The organism is Spirosoma oryzicola (assembly GCF_021233055.1).
GTDB lineage: Bacteria > Bacteroidota > Bacteroidia > Cytophagales > Spirosomataceae > Spirosoma > Spirosoma oryzicola.
In genome coordinates this window covers 1,552,871-1,575,889 of sequence record NZ_CP089538.1, presented here as the reverse complement: position 1 = coordinate 1,575,889, position 23,019 = coordinate 1,552,871, and the positions used below count along the sequence as shown (strand labels likewise).

Annotated in this window: 17 protein-coding genes and 1 tRNA gene; 10 read left to right on the top strand and 8 right to left on the bottom strand. The window is 49.7% G+C overall.

What is annotated here, in order from left to right:
- Positions 1-384 precede the first annotated feature (384 nt).
- Positions 385-2,328, bottom strand: a complete 1,944-nt coding sequence (locus tag LQ777_RS06335; RefSeq protein ID WP_232561681.1) for an ABC-F family ATP-binding cassette domain-containing protein — start codon at positions 2,326-2,328, stop codon at positions 385-387.
- 84 nt (positions 2,329-2,412) lie between these two features.
- Here LQ777_RS06335 and LQ777_RS06330 point away from each other — a divergent pair.
- Positions 2,413-2,485 (top strand) — tRNA-Thr (locus LQ777_RS06330).
- 368 nt (positions 2,486-2,853) lie between these two features.
- Here the strand turns inward: LQ777_RS06330 and LQ777_RS06325 are convergent.
- From LQ777_RS06325 to LQ777_RS06315, 3 genes are all read right to left on the bottom strand, one after another.
- The gene (locus LQ777_RS06325) at positions 2,854-3,684 is read right to left on the bottom strand and encodes an NAD-dependent epimerase/dehydratase family protein (RefSeq protein WP_232561680.1); all 831 of its coding nucleotides are present in this window, start codon (positions 3,682-3,684) and stop codon (positions 2,854-2,856) included.
- 71 nt (positions 3,685-3,755) lie between these two features.
- Entirely contained in the window at positions 3,756-4,616 is an 861-nt protein-coding gene (locus LQ777_RS06320; protein WP_232561679.1) for an AraC family transcriptional regulator, read from the bottom strand.
- Between the two features lie 51 nt (positions 4,617-4,667).
- Positions 4,668-5,225, bottom strand: a complete 558-nt coding sequence (locus LQ777_RS06315; protein ID WP_232561678.1) for a DUF3575 domain-containing protein — start codon at positions 5,223-5,225, stop codon at positions 4,668-4,670.
- A gap of 110 nt (positions 5,226-5,335) precedes the next feature.
- On the opposite strand from LQ777_RS06315, the gene LQ777_RS06310 reads away from it, so the two are divergent.
- From LQ777_RS06310 to LQ777_RS06290, 5 genes are all read left to right on the top strand, one after another.
- Entirely contained in the window at positions 5,336-5,815 is a 480-nt protein-coding gene (locus LQ777_RS06310; protein WP_232561677.1) for a hypothetical protein, read from the top strand.
- Positions 5,816-6,082: 267 nt separating this feature from the next.
- Positions 6,083-7,690: a tetratricopeptide repeat protein gene (locus LQ777_RS06305; RefSeq protein ID WP_232561676.1), complete on the top strand. Its 1,608-nt coding sequence runs from the start codon at positions 6,083-6,085 to the stop codon at positions 7,688-7,690.
- A gap of 264 nt (positions 7,691-7,954) precedes the next feature.
- The gene (locus LQ777_RS06300) at positions 7,955-10,822 is read left to right on the top strand and encodes a TonB-dependent receptor (protein ID WP_232561675.1); all 2,868 of its coding nucleotides are present in this window, start codon (positions 7,955-7,957) and stop codon (positions 10,820-10,822) included.
- A gap of 62 nt (positions 10,823-10,884) precedes the next feature.
- Positions 10,885-12,159, top strand: a complete 1,275-nt coding sequence (locus tag LQ777_RS06295) for a right-handed parallel beta-helix repeat-containing protein (RefSeq protein ID WP_232561674.1) — start codon at positions 10,885-10,887, stop codon at positions 12,157-12,159.
- 76 nt (positions 12,160-12,235) lie between these two features.
- Positions 12,236-13,312 (top strand): phytase, encoded by a 1,077-nt coding sequence (locus LQ777_RS06290; RefSeq protein ID WP_232561673.1) that lies wholly within the window; start codon positions 12,236-12,238, stop codon positions 13,310-13,312.
- A gap of 132 nt (positions 13,313-13,444) precedes the next feature.
- Here the strand turns inward: LQ777_RS06290 and LQ777_RS06285 are convergent, their stop codons facing one another.
- From LQ777_RS06285 to LQ777_RS06275, 3 genes are all read right to left on the bottom strand, one after another.
- Complete coding sequence (locus LQ777_RS06285; RefSeq protein WP_232561672.1) at positions 13,445-14,245, bottom strand: SDR family oxidoreductase; 801 nt, start codon at positions 14,243-14,245, stop codon at positions 13,445-13,447.
- A gap of 314 nt (positions 14,246-14,559) precedes the next feature.
- Positions 14,560-15,429, bottom strand: coding sequence for a sugar phosphate isomerase/epimerase family protein (locus tag LQ777_RS06280; protein WP_232561671.1), 870 nt, complete (start codon positions 15,427-15,429; stop codon positions 14,560-14,562).
- Positions 15,430-15,528: 99 nt separating this feature from the next.
- Complete coding sequence (locus tag LQ777_RS06275; RefSeq protein ID WP_232561670.1) at positions 15,529-17,217, bottom strand: VRR-NUC domain-containing protein; 1,689 nt, start codon at positions 17,215-17,217, stop codon at positions 15,529-15,531.
- Positions 17,218-17,300: 83 nt separating this feature from the next.
- Between LQ777_RS06275 and LQ777_RS06270 the strand changes: the two genes are divergently transcribed.
- From LQ777_RS06270 to LQ777_RS06255, 4 genes are all read left to right on the top strand, one after another.
- Entirely contained in the window at positions 17,301-18,272 is a 972-nt protein-coding gene (locus LQ777_RS06270; RefSeq protein ID WP_232561669.1) for a DUF2157 domain-containing protein, read from the top strand.
- Positions 18,269-19,456: a hypothetical protein gene (locus LQ777_RS06265; RefSeq protein WP_232561668.1), complete on the top strand. Its 1,188-nt coding sequence runs from the start codon at positions 18,269-18,271 to the stop codon at positions 19,454-19,456. The genes LQ777_RS06270 and LQ777_RS06265 overlap by 4 nt, the downstream gene beginning before the upstream one ends.
- 70 nt (positions 19,457-19,526) lie before the next feature.
- A complete protein-coding gene (locus tag LQ777_RS06260; RefSeq protein WP_232561667.1) occupies positions 19,527-20,714 on the top strand; it encodes a phosphoglycerate kinase in 1,188 nt (395 codons plus the stop codon).
- Between the two features lie 92 nt (positions 20,715-20,806).
- A complete protein-coding gene (locus LQ777_RS06255) occupies positions 20,807-21,445 on the top strand; it encodes a hypothetical protein (RefSeq protein WP_232561666.1) in 639 nt (212 codons plus the stop codon).
- 60 nt (positions 21,446-21,505) lie between these two features.
- Here the strand turns inward: LQ777_RS06255 and LQ777_RS06250 are convergent, their stop codons facing one another.
- Positions 21,506-23,011, bottom strand: coding sequence for a tetratricopeptide repeat protein (locus tag LQ777_RS06250; RefSeq protein ID WP_232561665.1), 1,506 nt, complete (start codon positions 23,009-23,011; stop codon positions 21,506-21,508).
- Between the last annotated feature and the right edge of the window lie 8 nt (positions 23,012-23,019).

Genomic DNA, 23,019 nt, shown 5'->3' with positions numbered 1-23,019 from the left:
CATGCAGCATACATACGCTATTTATGCTAAGTTGGATTGATTTGTCCGCCCTTACTAAACCAATAATCGGCAAATATAAAGATAGTAGTAACGACACAATGTACCTCGATAGCCACTACGCGATTATTGCGGCTGTCGTTAGGTCAATTCACCGTTGTTATTCTTCGTATACCTTCTACCAAACTGCGAATCGTCTAGATGACCTTCGTAACAACCAGTGATCTGATACAGGATACGATCACCACGATTAGAAAATGCCTATTTGAGCCATTCTATAGATAGTTAGGATACTTATCTCATCATCTTCCGGTTAGGCAGTAACAGAAACAAAGAAGCCGAAAAAGTTTCCTTTTCCGGCTTCTTTGGCAAAGTATATGGCTGTTTTTAAGCTAGCTTTTTTTCCCACTCTTCAGCTTCGAGCATGGCGGTTTCCCACTCGTCCTGAAGCTGGCTAATCTGCGCTTTCACCCGGCTGTACTCGTCGTTTTTGGCCTGCATCAGCTTGTCGTCGCCGTAGGTAGCGGGATCGGCCAGTTCAGTTTCGAGCCGCTTCTTGCGCTCCTCCAGCTGGCCGATTTTCGTTTCTGATTCTTCTGCCTGCTGATTCAGCTTTTTCAGCGTCTTCTGCCACTCCCGTCGTTCGTCGTCGGAGCCACTTTTCTTGCCGTTGACAGCACCATTGGTCGCAGCGGGTTTTGTCGGAGCGGGTGGTGCCTCGGCTTTACCGGCTTTGCGCTCCTCCATCCACCATTCGTATTCATCGTAGGTACCGTGGTATTCCTTGATCTGTTCGTCTTCGATGTACCAGATTTTGTTGGCAATCTGCGACACGAAGTACCGGTCGTGCGAGACGACGACATACGTGCCTTCGTACTGCTCCAACGCCTGAATCAGGATGTTTACCGACTGCATATCCAGGTGGTTGGTCGGCTCGTCAAGCAGCAGGAAATTGGCCTGTGAAAGCAGTACTTTTGCCAGCGCTACCCGCGATTTTTCGCCCCCCGACAGGACTTTAATTTTCTTGAATACTTCGTCGTTGGAGAACAGAAAGCAACCCAGGACACCCCGAAGTTCGCCTTCGCTCTTGGTCGGGTTAGCGTGTTTCAGTTCGTCGAGCAACGTATCTTCCACGCTCAGTGATTCGAGTTGGTGCTGCGCGTAGAAACTGAATGATACATTGTGACCTAGTTGCCGATTCCCTTCGTTGACCGGCTCCGAGCCCGAAATGATGCGCAACAGTGTCGACTTACCGCGCCCGTTGGCACCGATCAAAGCGACCTTATCGCCCCGTTCGAGCCGGATGTCCGCTCTTGTCAGAATCTTTTTCGGACCATATGCTTTCGTAACGTCGTCCAGGTGCAGGATATGGCGGCCCGGCTGGGTCGAGAACTGGAATTTGAAGTTTACCCGCGCCGACTCGTCGATCACGTCGTCGACGCGTTCCATACGGGCCAGTTGCTTCACCCGGCTTTGCGCCTGCTTGGCCTTTGTCGCCTGGGCTTTGAAGCGTTCGATGAAGCGTTCGGTCTGCCGGATTTTAGCCTGCTGATTCTCGTAAGCACCTTTCTGAATTTCGTTACGCAGCGCCTTCTCTTCCAGATAGAACGAGTAATTGCCCGCGTAGTAGTTCAGCTTGGCGTTGGCCACTTCGACCGTCACATCGATTACGTTGTCGAGGAATTCACGGTCGTGGGATACAACGATAACAGCGCCTTCGTAGGTCTGAATGTATTTTTCTACCCATTGAATCGAGGGTAGGTCAAGGTGGTTGGTCGGCTCGTCAAGCATGAGCAGCGACGGCTTTTGCAGTAGCAGTTTCGCCAGCATCACGCGCATCCGCCAGCCCCCCGAAAATTGCCGGAGTGGCTTTTGCAGATCTTCCGTCGAGAAGCCAAGCCCCTCCATAATTTCCTCCGCCCTCGACTGTACCGAGTAGCCATCGAGCGCTTCGAACTCCTCCTGCAACTTACCCAGCTTATCCACCAGTTCGTCTTTGTAATCGGTCTCCATTTCGTGGAGTACCTCATCAATCTGTTTTTGAAGCTTGTTCTGCCGCTCAAACGCCTGCATGGCTACCGACAGAATCGAGTCTTCGGTCTGGTACGACAGCAAATCTTGGTTGAGGAAGCCCAGCGTTACGTCGCCTGCTTTGGAGATGGTCCCGCCATCGGCCTGATACTCCCCGTTGATAATTCGCAGCAGAGTCGATTTGCCCGTGCCGTTGAGACCGATTAGTCCGATTTTCTGGTTAGGCTTGATGTGGAGCGAGGCATTTTCATAAAGAGCCCGGCTACCAAGGTAGTACGATAGGTTGGTAATGGAAATCATAGCGCAAATTTACCAAAAATAGAACGGATAGTTGCGTTATTAAATTCCATTCTGTTATATTTGCACCCGCAAATGCAGTAAAAAGCCTCCTTAGCTCAGCTGGTAGAGCGACGCATTCGTAATGCGTAGGTCGCAGGTTCGAATCCCGTAGGAGGCTCTGTTTTTGAAAAAAGGCTAATCAACTGATTAGCCTTTTTCTGTTTACTCGCCTTTATGTTTTGTTGTAAAATCTTGTTCAACAGAACGCTCCCCTTATTTCGGTTCATCTCGCAAGCCTAGCTAAGGCTCCCATGCGATAATAATTTTGTACACATCATTGCCGCTTCTTCGAAAATACAGATTTCCTGGGGAAGACCGGCACTTTAGATGCTATTGACCAACTCGTTTGCAAACCGTTGCCTTACTGAAAACTTGATTTTATAGAATCATTTACTGTTCTTGTTTATTGATGGGCTCGTCTAATTGCCTAACTACGTATTTGAAGTAGTTAATCTTATGCTCGCAAAGCTGCTTTTCAGAACTGCGTTACAGTATTTTTTCCTGCAAGGCCTGATAGACTGTCCTGACTACTGGCTGGAAGCCAAGACTGCGGGCGAGCGAACTATCGGCGTGTAAATACCAAGGGTTTGGGAGCGGATCAGCCGATGATTTCAGCGTCTTTCCCACAAGCTTTACCAACTCATAAATCGATGTCGGTGCTTCGTCCGTGATGTTGACGACACGCTTATCCATCGACCCGACCAAAGCCATCTTTACCGCCGTGGCGATGTCGCGATGATGGATTGTACTGATTTTCATGGCCGGATGCCAGTTGGCCGCCTTTATATGCTCCGGTAGCATCGCCAGATGCCCATCCCCGTCTCCATACACGAAGGGAAACCGCAAAATCGACCAAGTAAGCCCGCTCTCACGCAGTTCATTCTCAGCCGCAACTTTGCTGGCGGGGTAAGCGTGTTGCGGATCTACGGCATCGTCCTCACGGCCTGGGTGTGGGTTGTTTATGCTGTAAACGTGGGCTGTGCTTGCCAGGATAAAACGTGCATTGGGTGCATGAGCCTTTGCTGCCGCGATGAGATTGCGCGTACCGTCGAGATTACTTCGCCAGATCAAATCGGTATCCTGTGAGCGGAATACCGCTGCCAGATGGATAATCGCCGACACATCCTTCACGGCTGGTACAAGGGATGCGGTATCAAACAGGTCACCCCGTATAACCATTGCTTTAGCGGGAGCGTCCTTCCCCTCACGCACCAGCACGCGACAGTCAAAACCAGCTTCTACAAGACGTGGCAGAAGGCGAGCGCCCACTAAACCAGTAACGCCAGTTACCAGTATTTTTTCTGATTCTCTGTTCATAGCTTACCTTTCAAGTTGTGAACAAAGCTCAGCATAGGGCAGCCAATGAAGCTGGACAAAAGCCGACCCGTTCAGGACAAATCCTGAGAAAACTCGGCGACAGTTTTACCCGTCACCTTTTTAAACAAGCGAGAGAAGTAATCAGGATCGTTAAAGCCGAGTTCGAAGGCAAGCTCCTTGACAGAAGATCGGTCGCCATAATACATCCGGCGTCTGGCTTCCAGGATAAGCCGGTTCGTCACAAACTCCTTCGGTGAGTGTCCCGAATACTGTTTAACAATCTGGTATAAGCTATCGGTACTCAGAGCAAGTTCCTGCGCAATGGCTTTGATGGAGGGGTGATCGGTCAGGTTATTTTCTACGAATACTTTGAAGCCAATGTATTTGGTAAGTCGGTCATCGGCTGGCTTTGTGTCACCGGCAAAATAAGCCGTGTTAATTTCCGTCAGCAGACTGTTGAGATGCGCCAAGATAAGGTCAGGGCTTGTACTTGGAGCGGTTAGTAATCCCAGGAGTATCTCAAAAATCGCCTGCATCCTGCTCGCGGCAGCGGACGAGAAACGTATTTTTTGCTGGTTGAGCGGATTAAGCAAGAAAGGGTAGTACCGGGGTAACTGAGAAAGACATTCTTCGTCAAAGCCCAGTTTATAGTAATCATTGCCATGAGCGCTGATCGGTAATTGCTGAATCTGGTGCGGCAGCGAGAAAAGTAACTCATGCTTTCCAACCTCGAATTTTTCCAGATCGACGCCATGCTGGGTATCGCCGTCTAGCACAAACAGAAAGAAATAGTAAGACAACCGGTGGGTATGGCCATAGTTAGTTACGACCTCCGGCGACAAATGGCCGAAATTCGGGGCAACAAGCCGGATGGGCAGCTGGTTATTTTGGCTGAACCCCTTGGGTAATGAATTAGTACTGCGAATGCCCATCAATTAGCTCGATCAATAAAAAACTATACACGCCTACCAGCAAAATTTGTTCTAAAACCTATAGCCAACGGATAAACCCGTTCGCAAATCGACATGACCAAATCGGGTTTGGTCCGGATTTTTTGTATCCGTTTGACTAAGATAAACTAGATACCCCGCTCCGACAAACGCGTCGATAAACGTTCGTTTAATAAATCGATTCGCAACTTGTAAACCCACCGCTGTACCTGCTCCCAAGGAATGACCATCCGAATCCCTTCCTCTGGTCGTAAAGAGAGATCCCTGAATACCTTCCCGATAGATTTGACGATGCATGTATTTGGCATAAGCCGCCCAGTAGAAACCCTGTAGCGGAGCCGTCTGAGAAGCTTTGTAGAAACGCTTTTCAGCGATCAGGTTTTGAAACGTATAGGTATCCGCGAAAACTAAGTTCCCGTTCGAACCAAAGGCCCCATACAGATTTATCGAGGAGTTTTTAGACGCTGCGACCTCCAGAGCGATGGATGCTCCTTTCACTAAAGTTGGATACAACAGATTCGTTTTGACTATCACCTGACCAATGGCCAAGTAGCTGAACATCACGAGAAGCAGAGTAAAGATAATTCGCATACCGGGTGTTTTTAGTTGTATAAAATAAAGTAAAAGTAAGGTCGATACTGGCTTTTGTAACAGCGTAGTTGCTCAAAACCACCGTGTTTACGCAAGAAACCTTCTCGTCTATGAAAGCTCAACTGATTGTTATTTTTTTGTTTTCAGCAATCGCCTGTACTGGACAGCAACTTCAAATTCTCCGACCTGATAGTAGTGTGTTTGCGACGGCTTCCCGCTATGATTATGTCGCGCTTAGAACTTACTCAGGTGTTTACATAGCGGGTCAACTTATCGACCTTACACCTGACACGCTTACGATAGTCGATCGCAGGCAAACGAAACAGGTTGCGATGAATCAAGTCACGGCCTTAAAGAAAACGTCGAAATTTGGTATCACGGCAAAACGCTTGAGCGTTTATTCAGCCGTGGTACCAATTCTGTTTTTACCCAATGCCAACAGCAGCGTCTACGAAGGTCGTAGTTGGGCGAATCGATTCATCACGCGGGCAGCAGTTATCCTTCCTGTAGGCGTGGGTTTAGGTTTCTTACTGAATGGACGCGCTTTGAGAAAAGCCGAAAAAGGCTATTCGTTTACGATAGTTCGCTAGACAGCTCGTCTTTACACCTTACGATCAACAACTCCCGAATTTCAGCGAGCCACTGACTCCTGTTGCACTGTTTTCCTTTTTGAGAGAATAGTTGTACCGATCTCGTCAAGGGTAGGCCAGCGCTTGATAACATAAACTTCACATACCTCCACCTAGTTATTAGCTACCTTTATGGGTTCGGCTAACCTCATCTAAGCTTTGCTTTTTTCTGTTTCGAGCTCAACATCATCCCTTTTTTCCTGCATCCAAAAACGTAGTTGTCTGGGCGTGCTGGTTTACTGGCTTGTTACCCTGACTAGTTGTTATGCCCAGGCGCTCGGCGATACAGATCGGCTATCCCGCCAGAACCCCGATTCGGCCTACCGACTTATTAAAGTAAAACTGGACAAGGCCGTAAGTCAGCAGAATAGGGTTGCGCAAGGCGATTACCTGCAACAGATTGGTTTGCTGTTCTACCATCAGGGCAGTTATGTACAAGCCATTGATTTCCTGCTACAGGCGCAAAAAATCTTTCTGGAAGCGAACGAAACGAATCGGCTGGCGCGTAACCGCAACGAACTTGGCACGGTATACTATTACAACGAGCAGGTAGATCAGGCACTTACGCAATTTACTGAAGCGCTAACTTTTTATAAGCAGCATCGTAATACCGAAGGCTTAGCGCATACCTACGCGAATATTGGTCATATCTACGAAAAGCGCCAAGCGCCCAATCTGGCGTATCGTTACCAGAAACTCGCTTTGCTCAATAGCCGGGCTACCAACGATACGGCCAGTCTGACCAAGATCTACGAGAATCTGGGTAGCATTTTTGAGGACGAAGCACGCTACGACTCGGCTCGTTACTATTATCAGCAAGCTTTCCTGCTCACGCAGCACACCCGTGATGAGATTAGCCAGATTGAAATTATAAACAACTTAGGTGATATATACCGAAAAACAGGCAACTACCGGCAAGGATTGGATTTGTCGCGACAGGCACTGCGGATGGCACAGCAGAAAAAAGAGCTTTACCAACTGAGTGCTGCCCTGCGTGACATTGCGAAAACGTACCGGCTGATGCACCAGCCAGACAGCGCCTACAGCTACATCGAGCGTAGCCGCGATCTAACGGATGAGATCTACGCCGTTGAAAGCAACCGGCAAATCGCCTTGCTTCAGACGCTGTATAACGTCGAACGAAAAGACAGCGAGATCGCCCAGTTAAACGCTCAGAAACGCGCTAATGTAATTATCATCGTCGCGACGAGTGTAGTGCTGGCTTTAATTGGTATTCTGGGGGCCGTAATCATCAACCGCCAACGCCTGAAGATCCGCAACGAGCAGGCTGTCAACCAGCAGAACCAGCAGATGTTTCAAACGCAGCACGAACTGGTGCAGGCCGAACTGCGAAATAAACAGCTACAGGAAGAAAACTTAACTACGCAACTCGCGCTAAAGAGCAAGGAACTGACGGCTCATACGCTGCAAATTATTCAGAAAAATCAGGTATTGGAAGAACTGAAAGACGACCTGAACGCGATTCTGAAAGACGATAAACGCGATCAGAAAAAGCAATTACGTCAACTCGCCCAAAAGATCGATTTGAGTTTTAATCAGGACAAATACTGGGATGACTTTCGCACTATTTTCGATCAGGTCCACCCGCAATTTTTCAGTCAACTGACGCAGCGGTTTCCGGAGCTAACCGCCACGGACCTTCGGCTGATTGCCTTACTGAAAATGAATATTACCTCGGCGGATATAGCAACGCTACTCGGCATATCGTCCGATAGCCTACGAGTAGCCCGCTATCGGCTTCGTAAAAAAATCAGCCTGGCCGAAGGGGAATCACTTTCCGGCTTTATTCAGCGCTTTCCATCGTCGGTGAATTAATCCTTCCGAAGCCCGCTTATCGGCTTACGCTCGGCCCTTCATATTCAGGAAACAGTTTGATAACAATAACTTAATGGCGTTTTTTCCCACAGCAAACCACTGACAATAAACAACTTAAAGCGAAATTATAGACATTGTTGCCTGCCTGATTACGCCTGAAATAGGCAAGTTGCCTTTTTGTTCACGCGGTCAATTTGCCTAGCTCCCCGACTTCCGCTCACCTTTGTGTTGTCAACCGACAATGCTATCGGTGACCGTCAAGGAATGTCTTATTGTACAAACTGGGTAACCAGACTTTTGCTTTTAATTGGCCTGTTCGTAGCGCTGAACGTATCGGCGGGAACCATTCGCGGACGGGCCATCGATGCCGCTACCGGTCAGCCAATCATTGGCGCAACGCTAATCATTGAAAATACAAAACTGTACAACGTATCGGGTTTGGACGGCTCGTATCTGATCCGAAACGTGCCCGCCGGAAACCACAAAATCCGCGTCAGTTACGTGTCCTATCGGACCCTGAGCCGCGACGTTGTGATCCAAAATGCCGATCATATTGTTACGCTGGATCTACCGCTGGAAACCGAAAACGACCGTCAGCTTACGGAAGTCGTTATCAAAGCGAAACGGGATGGCTCCAGCGACCGCACCGCCCGTGATCTCGAACGAAATGCCTTGCAGGTAACCAACATCGTATCCGGTCGCTCCATTGAGTTATCTCCTGACTTAACCGTTGCCAATGTCATTCAACGGGTATCGGGCATATCCATTGAGCGCAACAGCAACGGGGATGGGCAGTACGCGATTTTGCGCGGCATGGACAAACGCTACAACTATACATTGGTCAATGGCGTCAAAATTCCGAGTCCCGACAATCGCTATCGGTACGTCCCACTCGACATTTTTCCGGCTGAATTGCTTGACCGGCTAGAAGTATACAAAGCCCTAACGCCGAGCATGGAAGGGGATGCCGTTGGTGGAGCCATCAACATGGTCATGCGGGACGCACCCAATCATTTCACCGTATTGGCCAACGTAGCAACGGGCTATAGCGAACTGTTTTTCAACCGCCCGTTCGTCGGATTCGACGCGAAAAACATCAACCTAAAATCACCTTACGAGCAACTGGGAAACCAGTACAGCGCGAAATCAACTGATTTCAACAAAGCTTCGGCGACGTACACCCGGCAAAGTCTCCCGCCGAACCTGATCGGTAGTTTTGCCATCGGCAACCGATTTCTCAATCAGCGGTTTGGCGTCATGCTGGCGGGTAGTTTGCAGAACACCTTCCGGGGCAGCAACAGTTTATTTTTCAACGGCGATGTGGTCGATACACTACGCGGCATTACGCTGAATAAGCAAAGCGAGCGTATGTATTCGGAACATCAGACGCGCTACGGCTTTCACGCCAAGCTGGATTTCCGGACAAACCGCGACGGCGGACCGGAACGCCATAAAATTCAGTGGTTCAACGCGCTTATTGGCCTGACTAATGAGCAGATTCGGGAAACAAAATCGACGGAACTCGGCATTGGCGGTTTTGACCCAGTCGTAGGAAATGCGTCGCTTGGTTACGAGACGCGCTCCCGGCTGACGAAACAAAAGATTTACAACAGTACGCTGCAAGGAACCCACCAACTGACGGAGAATCTGGGTCTCAACTGGTCGGCGGTTTATTCAACTGCCCTGAACGAGGTACCCGATCAGACGTACATCCCACTATTGGGGATCCGTAAGAATTTTGTGGAACAGCGGACCACCGTTCAGGATGGGCAACGCCGATGGGAGCACAACACAGACACCGATCTGGCAGGCTATCTGAACCTGACGCTTAAAACGACGGTAGCGGGCGTTCGTGTCGAATGGATGACCGGCGGTTTGTACCGGGATAAGCAGCGGACTAACTTTTACAACAACTACACCCTTCGCCCGTCTAATCCATTCGCGCAGTACGGCACCGATTTTACCGACTACAACCAAATTTCCTGGAACATTCAGAATCCACTAGGATCGGTTGCTTCGGCCCTGAATTACGATGCCAGTGAGCAAACCACTTCGGAGTATCTACAATTTCGCACCACGGATCAGCCGTTGGAAGTCATCGGTGGGGTTCGCGTTGAGCATACTGACCAGGGCTACGCGATGAAGTTTCCAATCGGTGAAGACAACCCAACGGGTAGCCAGATTTACACCGACGTGTTACCAAGTCTGCATTTGCGGTATCGCTCGAACGAACAAACGAACTGGCGTTTATCCTACTTCCGGTCGCTGAACCGTCCTGGCTTCTTCGAAATCGTGCCGTATCGCATTGTCAACGAAGAGTATCAGGAGCGCGGCAATCCAAACCTGAAGCGGGTCATTGCCGACAATGTAGATCTGCGGTATGAGTTTTTCCCACGCCCGCTGGAACAGTTCATGGTTGGGCTGTTTTACAAACACATTCAGGACCCGATTGAGTATACGCTTCAGAAAGATGCTATTCGGGGGCAGGATCTGTACTACGGACCCGGCAACTTCGGGAACGCCACCAACTTTGGCCTCGAAATCGACGCGATCAAATACGTTCGGCAGTGGGGCATCAAAGCCAACTACACCTACACCGATTCGCGCATTACAACGCCCAAGTCGAAGCGTATTCGCAACGAGCAGGGCGATCTGCAAACGATTACGGTCAATCAGACCCGTTCGCTGTACGGTCAGTCGGCACACGTCGCCAACCTGTCGCTGCTCTACAAAGACGCCGGGCGCGGCTGGGACGCTCAGGTTGCCGCCAGCTATACCGGCCCCCGCATCAACACCGTATCGCAGTTTGTCGATAACGACTTATACCAGAAAGGATTTGTCCAGATGGACGCGTCTGTCGAAAAACGAATCGGGAAAGCAGACCGCTCGGGCCGCACCAATCCAGGCCGGGCCAATTCAGGCCGAGCCAATTCAGGCCGAGCCAATTCAGGCCGAGGATTCCTGCTGTTTGCCAAAGCCAATAACCTGCTGAACACGCCTACCGAAATTTTCATCAAAAACGTCAACAGTAAAAATGCCGATGTACCGAGTCAGGACATCAGCGGCAAAACCCTGATCCGACGCGACTTCTACCAACGTTCCTACGTGTTAGGCATTCGCTACAAACTGTAATCGTCCGGCACGCTTATCTATTTTTTAACCAATCATTCCGATTTTACGATCAATAAACAACCATGAAACAAGTACTTATTCTCGCTGCCTTGTCGGCATCCCTCCTAGTCGGCTGCTCAAAGAACGACGATAATAGCAATCCGAACGTAACGCCAACCACAACACCAGTCGTGAAAGACGCCGTTTCCGGTGATGTATCGGGAACCTGGACTAAAGGAAGCACGTACAAAATTACGGGTCACATTCAGGTGCCGACCAGCCAGTCGCTGGTGATCGAAGAAGGCGTAACGGTCGTTTTCAGCGACTCGACCGTAAAGCCGGAAGTGATCGTGAAGGGTAATTTGTACGTGATGGGTAGCTCGACGAACCCGGTGAAATTTACGGTCCCCGACGCCTGGAAAACCACCGCGAACCAGTGGGGCAACCTGTGGGGCGGCATCATTGCGGCTCCAACCTGTTCGGAGTTACTTCTCGACAACGCGGTGATCGAATACGGCGGGGCTGTTACTACAGAAAGCTCGCCATCCGTAAAAGCCGGACTGTACAAAGCGTCGGCGGGGAACCACGTGCCTGCCGTTAACTACTCGAACATAAACGGTAAACTTATTATCGTGAATAGCCGCCTGAACAATCAGAATGAAGACGGTTTTTACATCGAAGGCGGAAAGGTGATCATTGCCAACAACAAGATCTACACGCAGGGCGTATCGGGTGGCGACGCAGTCAACATCAAATCGGGCGTTCAGGCCGACGTGGCGTATAATCTGGTGTACAGTCCTAATACCAACGCGCTGAAACTGTCTAACACGGGCGACCGTACCCCTCAGACGTACGTTGTTGCCTACAACAACACGATTGTCAACGCGGGCTGGCGTCGGCCAACCATCAAAGGCGGTTCGATCTGGGTAGAAGTGGGCGTCCGAGCCGAGTTGTACAACAACCTGCTGGCGAATGACCGCTTCGGCATCAAACGCGATCCGAAAAACCCTGAAGACAACCGGACCAAAGTAAGCAACAATCTGTACTACGCCTACACGCAGGACGGCGTAACAGGCTTCCAGCCATCGACGGAAATCCTGACGGGAACGAATGATATGATCAGCAAAACGGTTGCCGATAACGATCCGAAGTTTGTTAACTATCCGCTTAGCACCGACTCGAAGAACGCTACGTTTAATACGGCCTGGGATTTTCGCGTGCAAAATGGTTCGCCCGCCGTTGGCAAAGGCATAACCAGCTTCACGCGTTTATACGCCGACGGCATTACCCTCTCGAACGGTAAAGTCTACAAATCGCCCGCTCCATCGACAACCGTTGGTGCGTTTGGAACAAATTAATTCACGCTTCTCCTGTCATTGAGTCGTTACTTCGCAGCGCGATTCAATGACAGACAACAAGCACGATTCATTAGCAATGACTAGCTCAACTTCTCCGGCTACAAGTCTTCTCGCTGGTTTACTTTTTCTACTGTCCTGCCAACAATACAAAGCTCAGAGTACTCCTGCGTCAAAGCAGGCAGACGTTATCCAGCCGGTTTACATTACGGACACCGTTCGGCACGACACCGACGATCCGGCGATCTGGATCAACCCAGCCGACCCGTCGAAAAGCCTGATTATCGGCACGGATAAAGATCAGGATGGTGGGCTTTACGTCTTCGACCTGAAGGGCAAGATTGTAAAGGAAATTCATGACCTGAAGCGTCCGAATAACGTTGATGTCGCCTACGGTCTGTCGCTCAACGGCAAGCCAACCGACATTGCTGTAACGACCGAGCGCTTTACGCATAAGCTGCGCATTTTTTCGTTGCCCGATCTTAAGCCCATTGACAACGGCGGGCTTGCCATGTTTACCGGCGATACAGGCGATGGATTTCGCGATCTGATGGGTATTGCCCTTTACAAAGATCCGAAAGGGGTATTGTACGCAATGGTCGGTCGTAAGTCTGGCCCCACCGATGGTTCGTACATTGGTCAATACCGGCTTGATGACGATGGCACAGGGCAGGTGAAGGCTACGCTGGTCCGTAAGTTTGGCGCATACAGCGGCAAGAAAGAAATTGAGTCGATTGCAGTGGATAACGAGCTAGGCTACGTCTATTATTCCGACGAGGGCGTTGGTGTTCGTAAATACTACGCCGATCCGCAGAAAGGTAATCAGGAGCTCGCACTGTTTGCAAAAACCGGTTTTTCCGAAGATCACGAAGGCATTTCGATTTACAAAACCGGCCCCAAAACGGGCTTCATCCTCGTATCCGACCAGGGTTCTAACCAGTTTCACATATTTCGTCGGGAAGGCGAGCCGGGCAATCCCAACGAGTATAAACTGCTGAAAGTCGTGAAGGTAGCCGCTCAGATCAGTGACGGCTCCGACGTAACCAACGTGGCCCTTGGAAAGCAATTTCCGCACGGCTTGTTTGTAGCCATGTCGGAAGGAAAAACATTTCACTTCTACCGCTGGGAAGACATCGCCGGAAAAGACCTTAAATGAGCTCCTTCAAAAAGCTGCGTTCCGATGAGACGGACGCAGCTTTTTGAAGGAGCTCATTTGCTGGTAGACTAGAAGCTGGAGCTTTGCCTAACGCTTGGTTGTGTTGACGTAAAAAGAGCCATACCAATCGGTTTACATTTCGTAATGATTACGGATCATGCGTTCGTAGATAGCAGTTGGCAAAATCTGCTTTAACAAAACGGAAAGCTTTTCGATTCGTTTACCGACCCGGTAGAGCCGCGCGGCCTGGGCCGAGTTGATGATCTTTTCGACTAAAGGCCCAAACACGGCTGGATCAATGCCTTCGCTCACGCTCTGGTCGATTAGTTCGTAGGTTCGCTCAAACGTTGCTTTATAGGCATTCCCTTCGGGTAGCGACGCCCGTAACCTGTTTTTGTTGATGTCGGTGCGCGTACCCCCCGGCTGGATCGAACAAGCCTGTATGCCAAACGGGGCCAACTCTAACCGCAGGGCTTCGGTCAACCGCTCAACAGCGGCTTTACTGGCACTGTAAGCCCCTCGGTAAGGCAAACCAGCCTCAGCCGCTATCGAACTGATATTGATCAGTAAACCCGACCGTTGTTGACGCATGGAAGGCAGTACGGCCTGCACCATCCGAATGATTCCCATCACATTGGTGTCAAATACCCGCTGTACATCGTCAAGCGACAACAGTTCGACGGGATAAGCAATGCCTAAGCCCGCATTGTTAATCAACACATCGATCCGCTTTTCCTGCGTCAAGATCCGCTCAACTGCCTTTTGGATGCTGTCCGCACTGTCCACATCCATCGTCAGCATACGAAAGGGTTTATCCGACAAGTCTGTTTGACGAGACGTACCGTATACGGTGTGTCCACGCTGAACCAGATAAGTAGCGATTGACTCCCCCAGCCCCGTCGAGGCACCCGTAATTAAAATAACTTTTGACATCTTTATGTATAGATAAGGCTTATCGTATCGTTTTTGACTCAGTGCCCACAAACGAGCCAAGTCAGAATAAATAACGTATTGACGCTGTTTACGAAAACTGGCAATAGAACGAATAGCATTATCGTCCTTGGCGACAAAGATAGTAATCGAGACAACGAACCGGAACAACTGGCCGATGACCTATTACCCCTTAGCTACCAGAAGTTAAGCATTTGGAAGTCATCCTGATGGACAGCACTCAACAAGACTATTAACAATAAGCCCCGAAATCGTGATGATTTCGGGGCTTATTGTTGACCGTGATAAGAGACTGATTACACCGTCAATTTCTTCATATACTCAGCATCATTTTTCATGCTCACCATCGGCGATTCAGGATATTCTTCCTGCTCGACAATGAAATACTTAATACCGCTGTCCATCGCCACACGCAGGGTCTTTTTGAAGTCAACGCTTCCCTTGCCCAGATCATTCTGAACCGGCTTGCCGCCTTCTTTCTTATAATCTTTGATGTGACAGAGTTCGTAGCGTTTGCCGTATTTTTTCAGGTGAGCCGCCGTATCGACACCAGCGACATCAATCCAGCACAGATCCAACTCAAACATCACGTTCTTGGGATCGGTATTTTCCAGCAAGTATTCCTGTGGGAGCTTGCCGTCGATTGGTTTGAACGAGTAATCGTGGTTGTGATACCCAAATTTCAGACCCGCTTTGTTGACCTGCTCCCCGACGGTATTGAATTCGTCGGCAATCTTTTTCCAGTCATCAAACGATTTTTGTGGGCCAATGTAAGGGCACAGCAGGTACGTCAACCCGGCATCGTGCGCCATTTCAATACTCTTCTTGAGTTCATCGGGCTTATCGGCCTGGCCCCGGTAATTGAAGTGAGTACTGATCATTTTTACCCCCAAGCCGTCCAGGAACGATTTAATTTCTTTGGGTTCCATGCCCCACAGAAATCCTTTTGCCCCACCAAAACTCTCAAATTGTTTATAACCCATCTGGGCTAGTTGGGTCATTATTCCTTTGGGATCACTGGGCAGCACATCCCGAACGCTGTACAGCTGCACGCCAAATGGGTTAATTGCCTTGGCGGGTGCATTTGCGAACAGGTCGGCTTGTGAAAAGGCAACAGCTCCGGCAGCGAGCAGGCCAGACTGTTTAAGGAAACTCCGTCTTTGCATGATAAAGGATTGTTTGCGGCTTTAGAACGCAAAGATGCGGTACTTCTATAAAAAAATACCAAGAAATATTTTCATGTATCGTTAAAGCTATTCACGGCGCTACAATTCCCAAATGACCCGCACCACTTTTCCGTGGACGCCAATCGTCTGAAAAAATTCCAGCCAGTGCAACTGCTGCGGGCCGAGATGGTCGGTCGGTGATTTAACCTCGACAAAATCATACTGTCCCTGCTCGTTCCAGACCAGCAGATCAGGGAACCCCCGCGTATGTTCACGCACGTTCCGCGACATTTCCAGCAAGATCAGCCGCAATTGCTCGACATCCAGCAACTCAATGATTCGCTGCACCAGCGTCAACAGTTCGTCCGACCAATCGACCAGTACGTTCGTAATGCCGTACTTAGCGTTGAACATCCGACCCGTGTGGCGTCGCCAGTCGTCTTTCGTGGCCAATTCGGCGAGTCGTTTTTTCAGCAGCTCTTCCCGTTTGTGGTAAAAATCGGGCAGGTAAAAATCAGACGGAGCCCGTTGGAGCGGATGATGGATTGCCTGTACGTTAGCGTCGTAAATAATATCCCAGAAAACCAGACCAAACAGACCCCGCCACGGGTAATTTTCGGTAAACGCGGCATCGTACCCCTGCTCCAGATAGTAGTTCATCACCCCAGCTTCGACGTGATGCCGGTAAGCCGCCGGTATGTTCACGCTTTCGGCGTCGGACAAGAAGCGGGTAGTCGCTTTTCGGGGACGTTTCTTTTCGCCAATGCCCAGAATTTTCTCGCGGAAGTCGTTGGCAAAATAGCGTTCTTCGGCATTCAACGGGTTCACCGCAATTTCGTCGCAGAGCGCCAGCGCTTCGTCTACCGAACCGTTTTTAAAGAGTAGCCGCACCCGCCGTTCGCGCGCAGGTACACGGTCAGACAGTTCGTAGACCGCGAGCGCCTGTTCCGGTAACTTCTGCCGTTCGAGATACGCGCCCACGCGAACCACCAGCTTCTGATACCCCGGTATGGCGATCTCGGTCAGTTCAGGGCGGGTCTCGTTCCAGTTGAGGAACCAGTTATAAATATCTTCGGCGGGGGTTTCGGCTTCTTTAAGCTCGTAAAACTCCTCGTTGGTCAGCGAGATAAGCAGCTTGTCTTCGACTTCTTTACGGGTACGGAAGCGGGCCGTTAGCTTACTTTCATCGTACCGTTCAAAATTGACCATACCCAGATCGCGCACCACAAACTCGGTCATGTTACTGCCTCGGTTACCAAAAAACAGGTATTTCACCATCATTCCTTCGGCTTCGAAGTTCATCTTGACTACCGTTTCGCGGGTGGTCAAACTGGTGACAACTTCGCCAAAATCAAGCTCTTGCAGTGCGTACCGAACGACTCCCTCCTTTTTTTCTTTCCCCAGCGGCTTGATCTCTTCGGGTTCAAGTGGCAATAGGTCAATCAGCTCAGATTTGGTAAAGACGCCCAGCGCTTCGTCGCCCATAATCTCGTGATGAACCGACAGTCGTTCGAGAAATCCGTTCGTTATCAATTCACCAACAGCCGCCGGTAAGTCAGTAATTTCGTTATACTGTAGCTTGTTAATACGGAAAAAGAGTCCTTTGCGGTTACTGAATCGTACGTACAGGCATTGCGCATCAAGACTCAGCGCTTCGAATCGTCGGATAAAATCCCATTCGGAGTCGTTCAGCAAGTTGCCGTATAACCGTTTGACAAAGTCCAGCACATAGCGGAAATTGTCGAGGTAGTACCGGGGCGTAAGAATAACTTTCTGGCGTCCAACCATCTGCAATAAGGGTGCGAACCCACACGAGTTAAGTGAGTAGTATGGGTAAAACCCATACTTAACAAACAAAAAAAACGCCGTTTATGTCCCCAACCGACGTTCTGAATGCCTTAGATAAACTAACTATTTTGCCCGCCGAGCAGAAGGCTCAACTCACTGACTACGAGCAAAAAAAGCCATTTTCCCTGCATTGGGAATTACGCTCGATGCTTTACATCGGGATTCTCCTGCTGAGTTCGGGGCTGGGTCTGCTTGTCTACGATAACTTTGATCAGATCGGACACGGTGTTTTGCTAGGAGCGATGGCAATCGCCTGCCTGGCCTGCTTTGTCTTTGCCTGGCGATACCAACCTCCGTGGACTACCGATCAGGCCCGAAACCGCTCCCCTTTCGGCGATTATGCGCTGCTGATGGCCTGTCTTTTGTTTCTGACGCTCGAAGGGTACGCCCAATATCAGTATTCCGTCTTCGGTACGCGCTACGGATTGGTAACGCTACTTCCTGCCCTGCTATTTCTGCCGCTGGCGTACCGGTTCGACCACCGGGGCGTACTGGGCATGGCCCTGACCGCGCTGATTTCGTGGGTCGGCGTTACGGTTCGCCCCTTGGAGTTGTATTTCAAAACCAATTTTTTTGATCGCGATACCGTTTTCTCAGCCATCGGACTAGCCATTGTGCTAATAGCCCTGGCCTTTGGCCTGGAGCGGCAACGTATCAAAACCCATTTCACCTACACTTACCTTGCCATTGCGGGCAACTTGCTTATGGTTGCTCTCTTAGGTGGTGTATTTAATTTCGAAGCCCTGCGTTGGGGGTTTGTTGTGGGTCTTGCAGCGGCCTGCATCACCCTCGATCAGTACGCCAGACGGAATCAATCGTTTATGTTCCTGCTGATGAGTACGGTTTACGGCTACATTGGCGTTACGTATCTCTTTTTCCATTACGTTACGCCCCGCAACTGGAACGATACTTTATACTATTGGTACTTTATTCTGACGGGCATTGCTTTGGTAGCGTACCTGATGAGCCAAGTTCCAAAACGTACGAATGCATGAAAGCTTATAATGAACAGTGGATTTACAATCGTGCAATTGTCGCCCAGGCCGAACGTTGGTACCGTAAGCGTTTTTTGTCCGATGCACAGATCAACACCATCCGGCAGACGTACCCGGTTGATTTTCGCCAGACAAACGGCTTCATCGAAATCGGGCTGTTTCTGTTTACGACCGTCGCTATTTTAGGTAGCTATTTGCTGCCGTCCAGCGCTTTTTCCGCACTGCTCAACAACCGAACGACATATGGGCTATTCAATATCGGGTTCGGCGTCGTTGTCGGCCTTGTCGGTCATCAGCTCATCAACAAACGGCTCCTTTACCGAAATGGGGTTGACAATGCGTTTGTTGTTACGCTGGCGGGTTTTTTGTCCTTCGGCTTCAACCAATTGCTTCCAACGGGCTTGTCGACCTCAACGCACTGCCTGCTGACACTGCCCTTATTGATCGCCATCCTGTGGTATTATGGCGATACGCTTATCGCTTTTTTCACGCTGGCAACGTTCTACGCCTTTGTCTTCGATAGCATCCTGTCCTTTAGCTGGGGCCGAAGTGCTTTTCCTTTCGTTATGATGGCGGTATCGGCTATTCTGTATATTCTGTCCCGAAATCCCAAACGGCTATGGTCTCAGTCGCTGGTTCAGGAAGCGTATTACAATGACCCGCAGAATCTATTCCAGTGGATTACACTGACGGTATTGGCCGCGAGTAGTAATTATTTTGTCGTGCGCGAAGTCAACTGGCTGCTGCTGAAACCCAGACCTGAGCATGCTCCTGAGCTGAGTCTGTCCGTATTATTCTGGCTGCTAACATTCGCCATTCCAGTAATTTATCTGTGGCAGGGTCTGCTCAAAAAAGACCGAATGCTGATCATTCTGGGTATACTGGGTTTGATTGCAAGCATCATGACGTTTCATTACTACATGGCTCTGGTTCCGCTTAATGTCGCCCTGACGATTGGCGGCTTAACGCTGATTGGGCTCTCGGTGTTAAGCATTCGCTATCTGCGTACACCTAAAAATGGCTTCACCGATGCGCCAGACGATGATTCACCGGATGAGTTTTTTATCAACGCCGAGGCATTGGGGGCTATTCAGGCGTCAGCGGGGGTACATCATGACGGAAAAAATGACGTTCGTTTTGGCGGTGGATCGTTTGGCGGAGCAGGCAGCGACGGAAAGTACTAACTTATTCGGCCCGCATCTCCCGAAAAACCGCTAAGTTTGGCCCCGCAAACCAACGACCATACGTAGTCGCATGAAAACCGTAGATTCTTATAACTTCGCAGGTAAGAAAGCCCTCGTTCGGGTTGACTTCAACGTTCCACTCGACAAGCAGTACAACATCACCGACGATACGCGCATTAAGGCGACCATTCCTACTGTCACAAAAATTGTGAACGACGGTGGTTCCGCGATCCTGATGTCGCACTTGGGTCGGCCAAAGGGTGGTCCCGAAGAAAAATATTCGCTTAAGCACATCATTCCAGCGCTGGAAAAGGCGTTTGGCCGTCCCGTCAAATTCGCCGATGATTGCATCGGACAATCAGCTATCGACCAGGCTGCCAGCCTGCAACCGGGTGAAATTCTGCTTCTGGAAAACCTGCGTTTTTACAAAGAAGAAGAAAAAGGCGATGTCGCTTTCGCCGAGAAACTATCGAAGTTAGGTAACGTGTGGGTTAACGACGCGTTCGGAACAGCGCACCGGGCCCACGCCAGCACAGCTGTTATGGGTCAGTTCTTCGACGACCGGGTTGCTGGTTATGTAATGCAGGCGGAGTTAGACAATGCGAAAAAGATTCTGGAAAACGCCGAGCGTCCGTTTACCGCAATTATGGGTGGTGCCAAAATCTCGGATAAAATCCTGATCATCGAAAAACTGCTCGACAAAGTTGACAACCTGATCATTGGCGGTGGTATGACGTATACCTTCACCAAAGCGCAGGGTGGTCAGATCGGTAAGTCGCTGCTCGAAGCGGACAAGCAGGATTTAGCCCTCGAACTGTTGAAGAAAGCGGAAGAGAAAGGCGTTAAGATTTATATGCCGGTGGATAACGTCTGCGCCGACGATTTCTCAAACGATGCTAACCGCCAAACAGTAGTCACGGGTCAGATTCCTGACGGTTGGGAAGGTCTGGACATTGGTCCCGAAACGATCAAACTGTTTACGGATGTGGTCCTTAGCTCGAAAACCATTCTCTGGAACGGCCCAATGGGTGTTTTCGAATTCCCGAATTTCGCCACTGGTACGAATGCCATTGCCGAAGCCGTTGTAAAAGCGACCGAAGAAAATGGTGCGTTCTCGCTCATCGGCGGTGGCGATTCAGCGTCTGCCGTTAATCAGGCGGGCTATGGCGACCGCGTAAGCTACGTTTCGACGGGTGGTGGTGCGCTACTCGAATACATGGAAGGCAAAGTTCTGCCGGGTGTCGCTGCGCTGGATTAGCTTTCAGCAACATACAGAAAAAACAAACGCCGTATCTCCAAGATACGGCGTTTGTTTTTTCTGTATGTTGCTGGCTATTGCTACCTACCGTCATGTCAACTCATCGCCAGGAATATTATCCACCCTTATTGGAGGACCACTATTACCATATTTATAACCGAGGTAACAACGGCGATAACCTATTTTTTCAGGACAGAAACTATCGCTACTTTCTACAGAAATACGATGCGTATCTAAGCCCATACGTAGAAACATACGCTTTTTGCCTGCTTCCGAATCATTTTCATTTACTTGTACGCATTAAAAACTTTTCGGACTTGCCCCAAATGCAGCAGACCTTGCGGCACGGTAACGAATGGATTACATCACCCGAGCGCATCATTAGCGAACAGTTTCGTCGGTTCTTTGTCTCTTATGCCAAATCCGTAAAAATTCAGGAGGAACGTACAGGTAGCCTGTTCGAGAAAAATTTCAGGCGCAAACAGGTTGACTCTGAGCAGTATTTTACGACACTCGTTGCTTACATTCATCAGAATCCTCAGACCCACGGCATTTGTGCCGATTATACAGATTATCCATATAGTTCGTATCAACGGATTATCGATCCTAAGCCAACCAGGCTTATGAAATCATTCGTTATTGATTGGTTTGGCGGAGTAGCTACCTATATTCAATTTCATCAACAAGCGTCTGCCCTAGAATTAATCAGCTCCGTAGTTATTGAAGACTGAGCCAGTTGTAGGTTGAAATACATACGCCATATCTCCAAGATATGGCGTATGTATTTCAACCTACAACTGGCTCAGTGCCGCTCTTGCTTTGTTGTCAACGCTATTTTTATACTCGTGATGCTTGAAACTGAGCGCTTTCTGGAAAAATGACAGTGCACGAGACCGGTCGTTTTTTTGCTGATAGATATAACCCAGTTGAAGTGCCGCCGTCGCACCAAACGACAACTGCTGCCTCCCCTCGCCGGATTCGCTCAGCATCAGCGACCGAGTTAAATACGGTACAGCCGCGTCTGCATCGTTTCGGCGCTGATAGATACGCCCCATCCGGTAGTTATATTCTGCTTTTTCAGCCAACGACGCGAATTTTGCTTCGTTATAGGTTCGTAGATACGCCAATGCGCTGTCCGTAAATCCACCATCGGAGGCTAACCGAGCCCGCATCAGGGCTTTCTGGTTCGGTGATGCGCCTTGTTTTAAATAGGCTTCGGCAAATTTCTGGGCTGCTTTGTCCGCTTCTACGGTCGTTCGGCCAACGGTTGTTACTTTCTGTAAAAACGCCTTCGCTTTATCTTCGTTTTGCCCGCTCCGGTCGTTGCCTAACCAATGGCATAGAAACAATTTGTAATACGAATCCTTCACAAAATTACGACCTTTGTAGGCATTCAAAAACTGCTGAAAATGACTGGATGCACTGCCATACTGGCCTTTTTGCAGATAGATGTCGCCCAGAATATTATCGACGATTGGCATAGCCAGATAAGTGGGACCCGTAGGACGCTTTGCCAAAAACGACAACGCCTGTTCGCTATGCCCGTTTTTTTGCTCGATGGTTGCGCCAAAAAAGTGAAGCAACCCATTATCGGGGTTGTCTTTGACCAGCCGCTGCAACGCCCTGCCATCAGCATCCGAGAATTTCAGCACGTACGCCCGGACCATCAGATCGATTAACTGAGTTTCTAGTCCAAACCGTGCATCTTGCTGCGCCCGCTGAAGCTCCTGCTGGCCTTGCTGAATCGTACCACGAAGCCCTAGCAGACTGGCGACCCAGCTATAGTTGTCAGGTACCGATCCAACCATGATGTGGAGCGTACCCAGCGATTTGTAAGTGGGCAGAAAATCGGGAAACTTTTTTTGGTTAGTAGTCAACAGCTTATACGCCCGAATAACGTCCCAGCTAGCACTGACCTCTTTACCGAACTTCAACTTTGCAAACGCCCAGTGAAGCCGGACTTCAGCTTGCAATACGCGTTGCCAGGGTGACTTGTCGTCTAGCGTCTTCAAAGCGTCTATCCGCTCATCTTCCCGGTCACTCCTATCGGCAAACACCTGTTCATCGTCGGAAGTAACGAGCGTGAGCATGTCAGCGTAATCATCCAGAAAAATACGGACACCGTTTCGACTGCTTTCTTTCACCAGCGCTTGCCGGGCCGATTGGACTTTCAGCTTTTGTAAATCCTCGTAGGCCCGTTCTAATCCCGGAGTCCAGACAAAATCCTGTGCATAGACGCCAAATGGAAAAAGAAAGAACCCAACAACCAATACGCAAAAGCCTTTGACAGACAACATATTAAAAA

Bases quoted from the DNA above. Each gene is read 5' to 3' on its own strand.
- LQ777_RS06335 (WP_232561681.1), bottom strand. From the start codon at position 2,328: ATGATTTCCATTACCAACCTATCGTACTACCTTGGTAGCCGGGCTCTT.
- LQ777_RS06325 (WP_232561680.1), bottom strand. From the start codon at position 3,684: ATGAACAGAGAATCAGAAAAAATACTGGTAACTGGCGTTACTGGTTTA.
- LQ777_RS06320 (WP_232561679.1), bottom strand. From the start codon at position 4,616: ATGGGCATTCGCAGTACTAATTCATTACCCAAGGGGTTCAGCCAAAAT.
- LQ777_RS06315 (WP_232561678.1), bottom strand. From the start codon at position 5,225: ATGCGAATTATCTTTACTCTGCTTCTCGTGATGTTCAGCTACTTGGCC.
- LQ777_RS06310 (WP_232561677.1), top strand. From the start codon at position 5,336: ATGAAAGCTCAACTGATTGTTATTTTTTTGTTTTCAGCAATCGCCTGT.
- LQ777_RS06300 (WP_232561675.1), top strand. From the start codon at position 7,955: ATGTCTTATTGTACAAACTGGGTAACCAGACTTTTGCTTTTAATTGGC.
- LQ777_RS06295 (WP_232561674.1), top strand. From the start codon at position 10,885: ATGAAACAAGTACTTATTCTCGCTGCCTTGTCGGCATCCCTCCTAGTC.
- LQ777_RS06290 (WP_232561673.1), top strand. From the start codon at position 12,236: ATGACTAGCTCAACTTCTCCGGCTACAAGTCTTCTCGCTGGTTTACTT.
- LQ777_RS06285 (WP_232561672.1), bottom strand. From the start codon at position 14,245: ATGTCAAAAGTTATTTTAATTACGGGTGCCTCGACGGGGCTGGGGGAG.
- LQ777_RS06280 (WP_232561671.1), bottom strand. From the start codon at position 15,429: ATGCAAAGACGGAGTTTCCTTAAACAGTCTGGCCTGCTCGCTGCCGGA.
- LQ777_RS06275 (WP_232561670.1), bottom strand. From the start codon at position 17,217: ATGGTTGGACGCCAGAAAGTTATTCTTACGCCCCGGTACTACCTCGAC.
- LQ777_RS06270 (WP_232561669.1), top strand. From the start codon at position 17,301: ATGTCCCCAACCGACGTTCTGAATGCCTTAGATAAACTAACTATTTTG.
- LQ777_RS06265 (WP_232561668.1), top strand. From the start codon at position 18,269: ATGAAAGCTTATAATGAACAGTGGATTTACAATCGTGCAATTGTCGCC.
- LQ777_RS06260 (WP_232561667.1), top strand. From the start codon at position 19,527: ATGAAAACCGTAGATTCTTATAACTTCGCAGGTAAGAAAGCCCTCGTT.
- LQ777_RS06255 (WP_232561666.1), top strand. From the start codon at position 20,807: ATGTCAACTCATCGCCAGGAATATTATCCACCCTTATTGGAGGACCAC.
- LQ777_RS06250 (WP_232561665.1), bottom strand. From the start codon at position 23,011: ATGTTGTCTGTCAAAGGCTTTTGCGTATTGGTTGTTGGGTTCTTTCTT.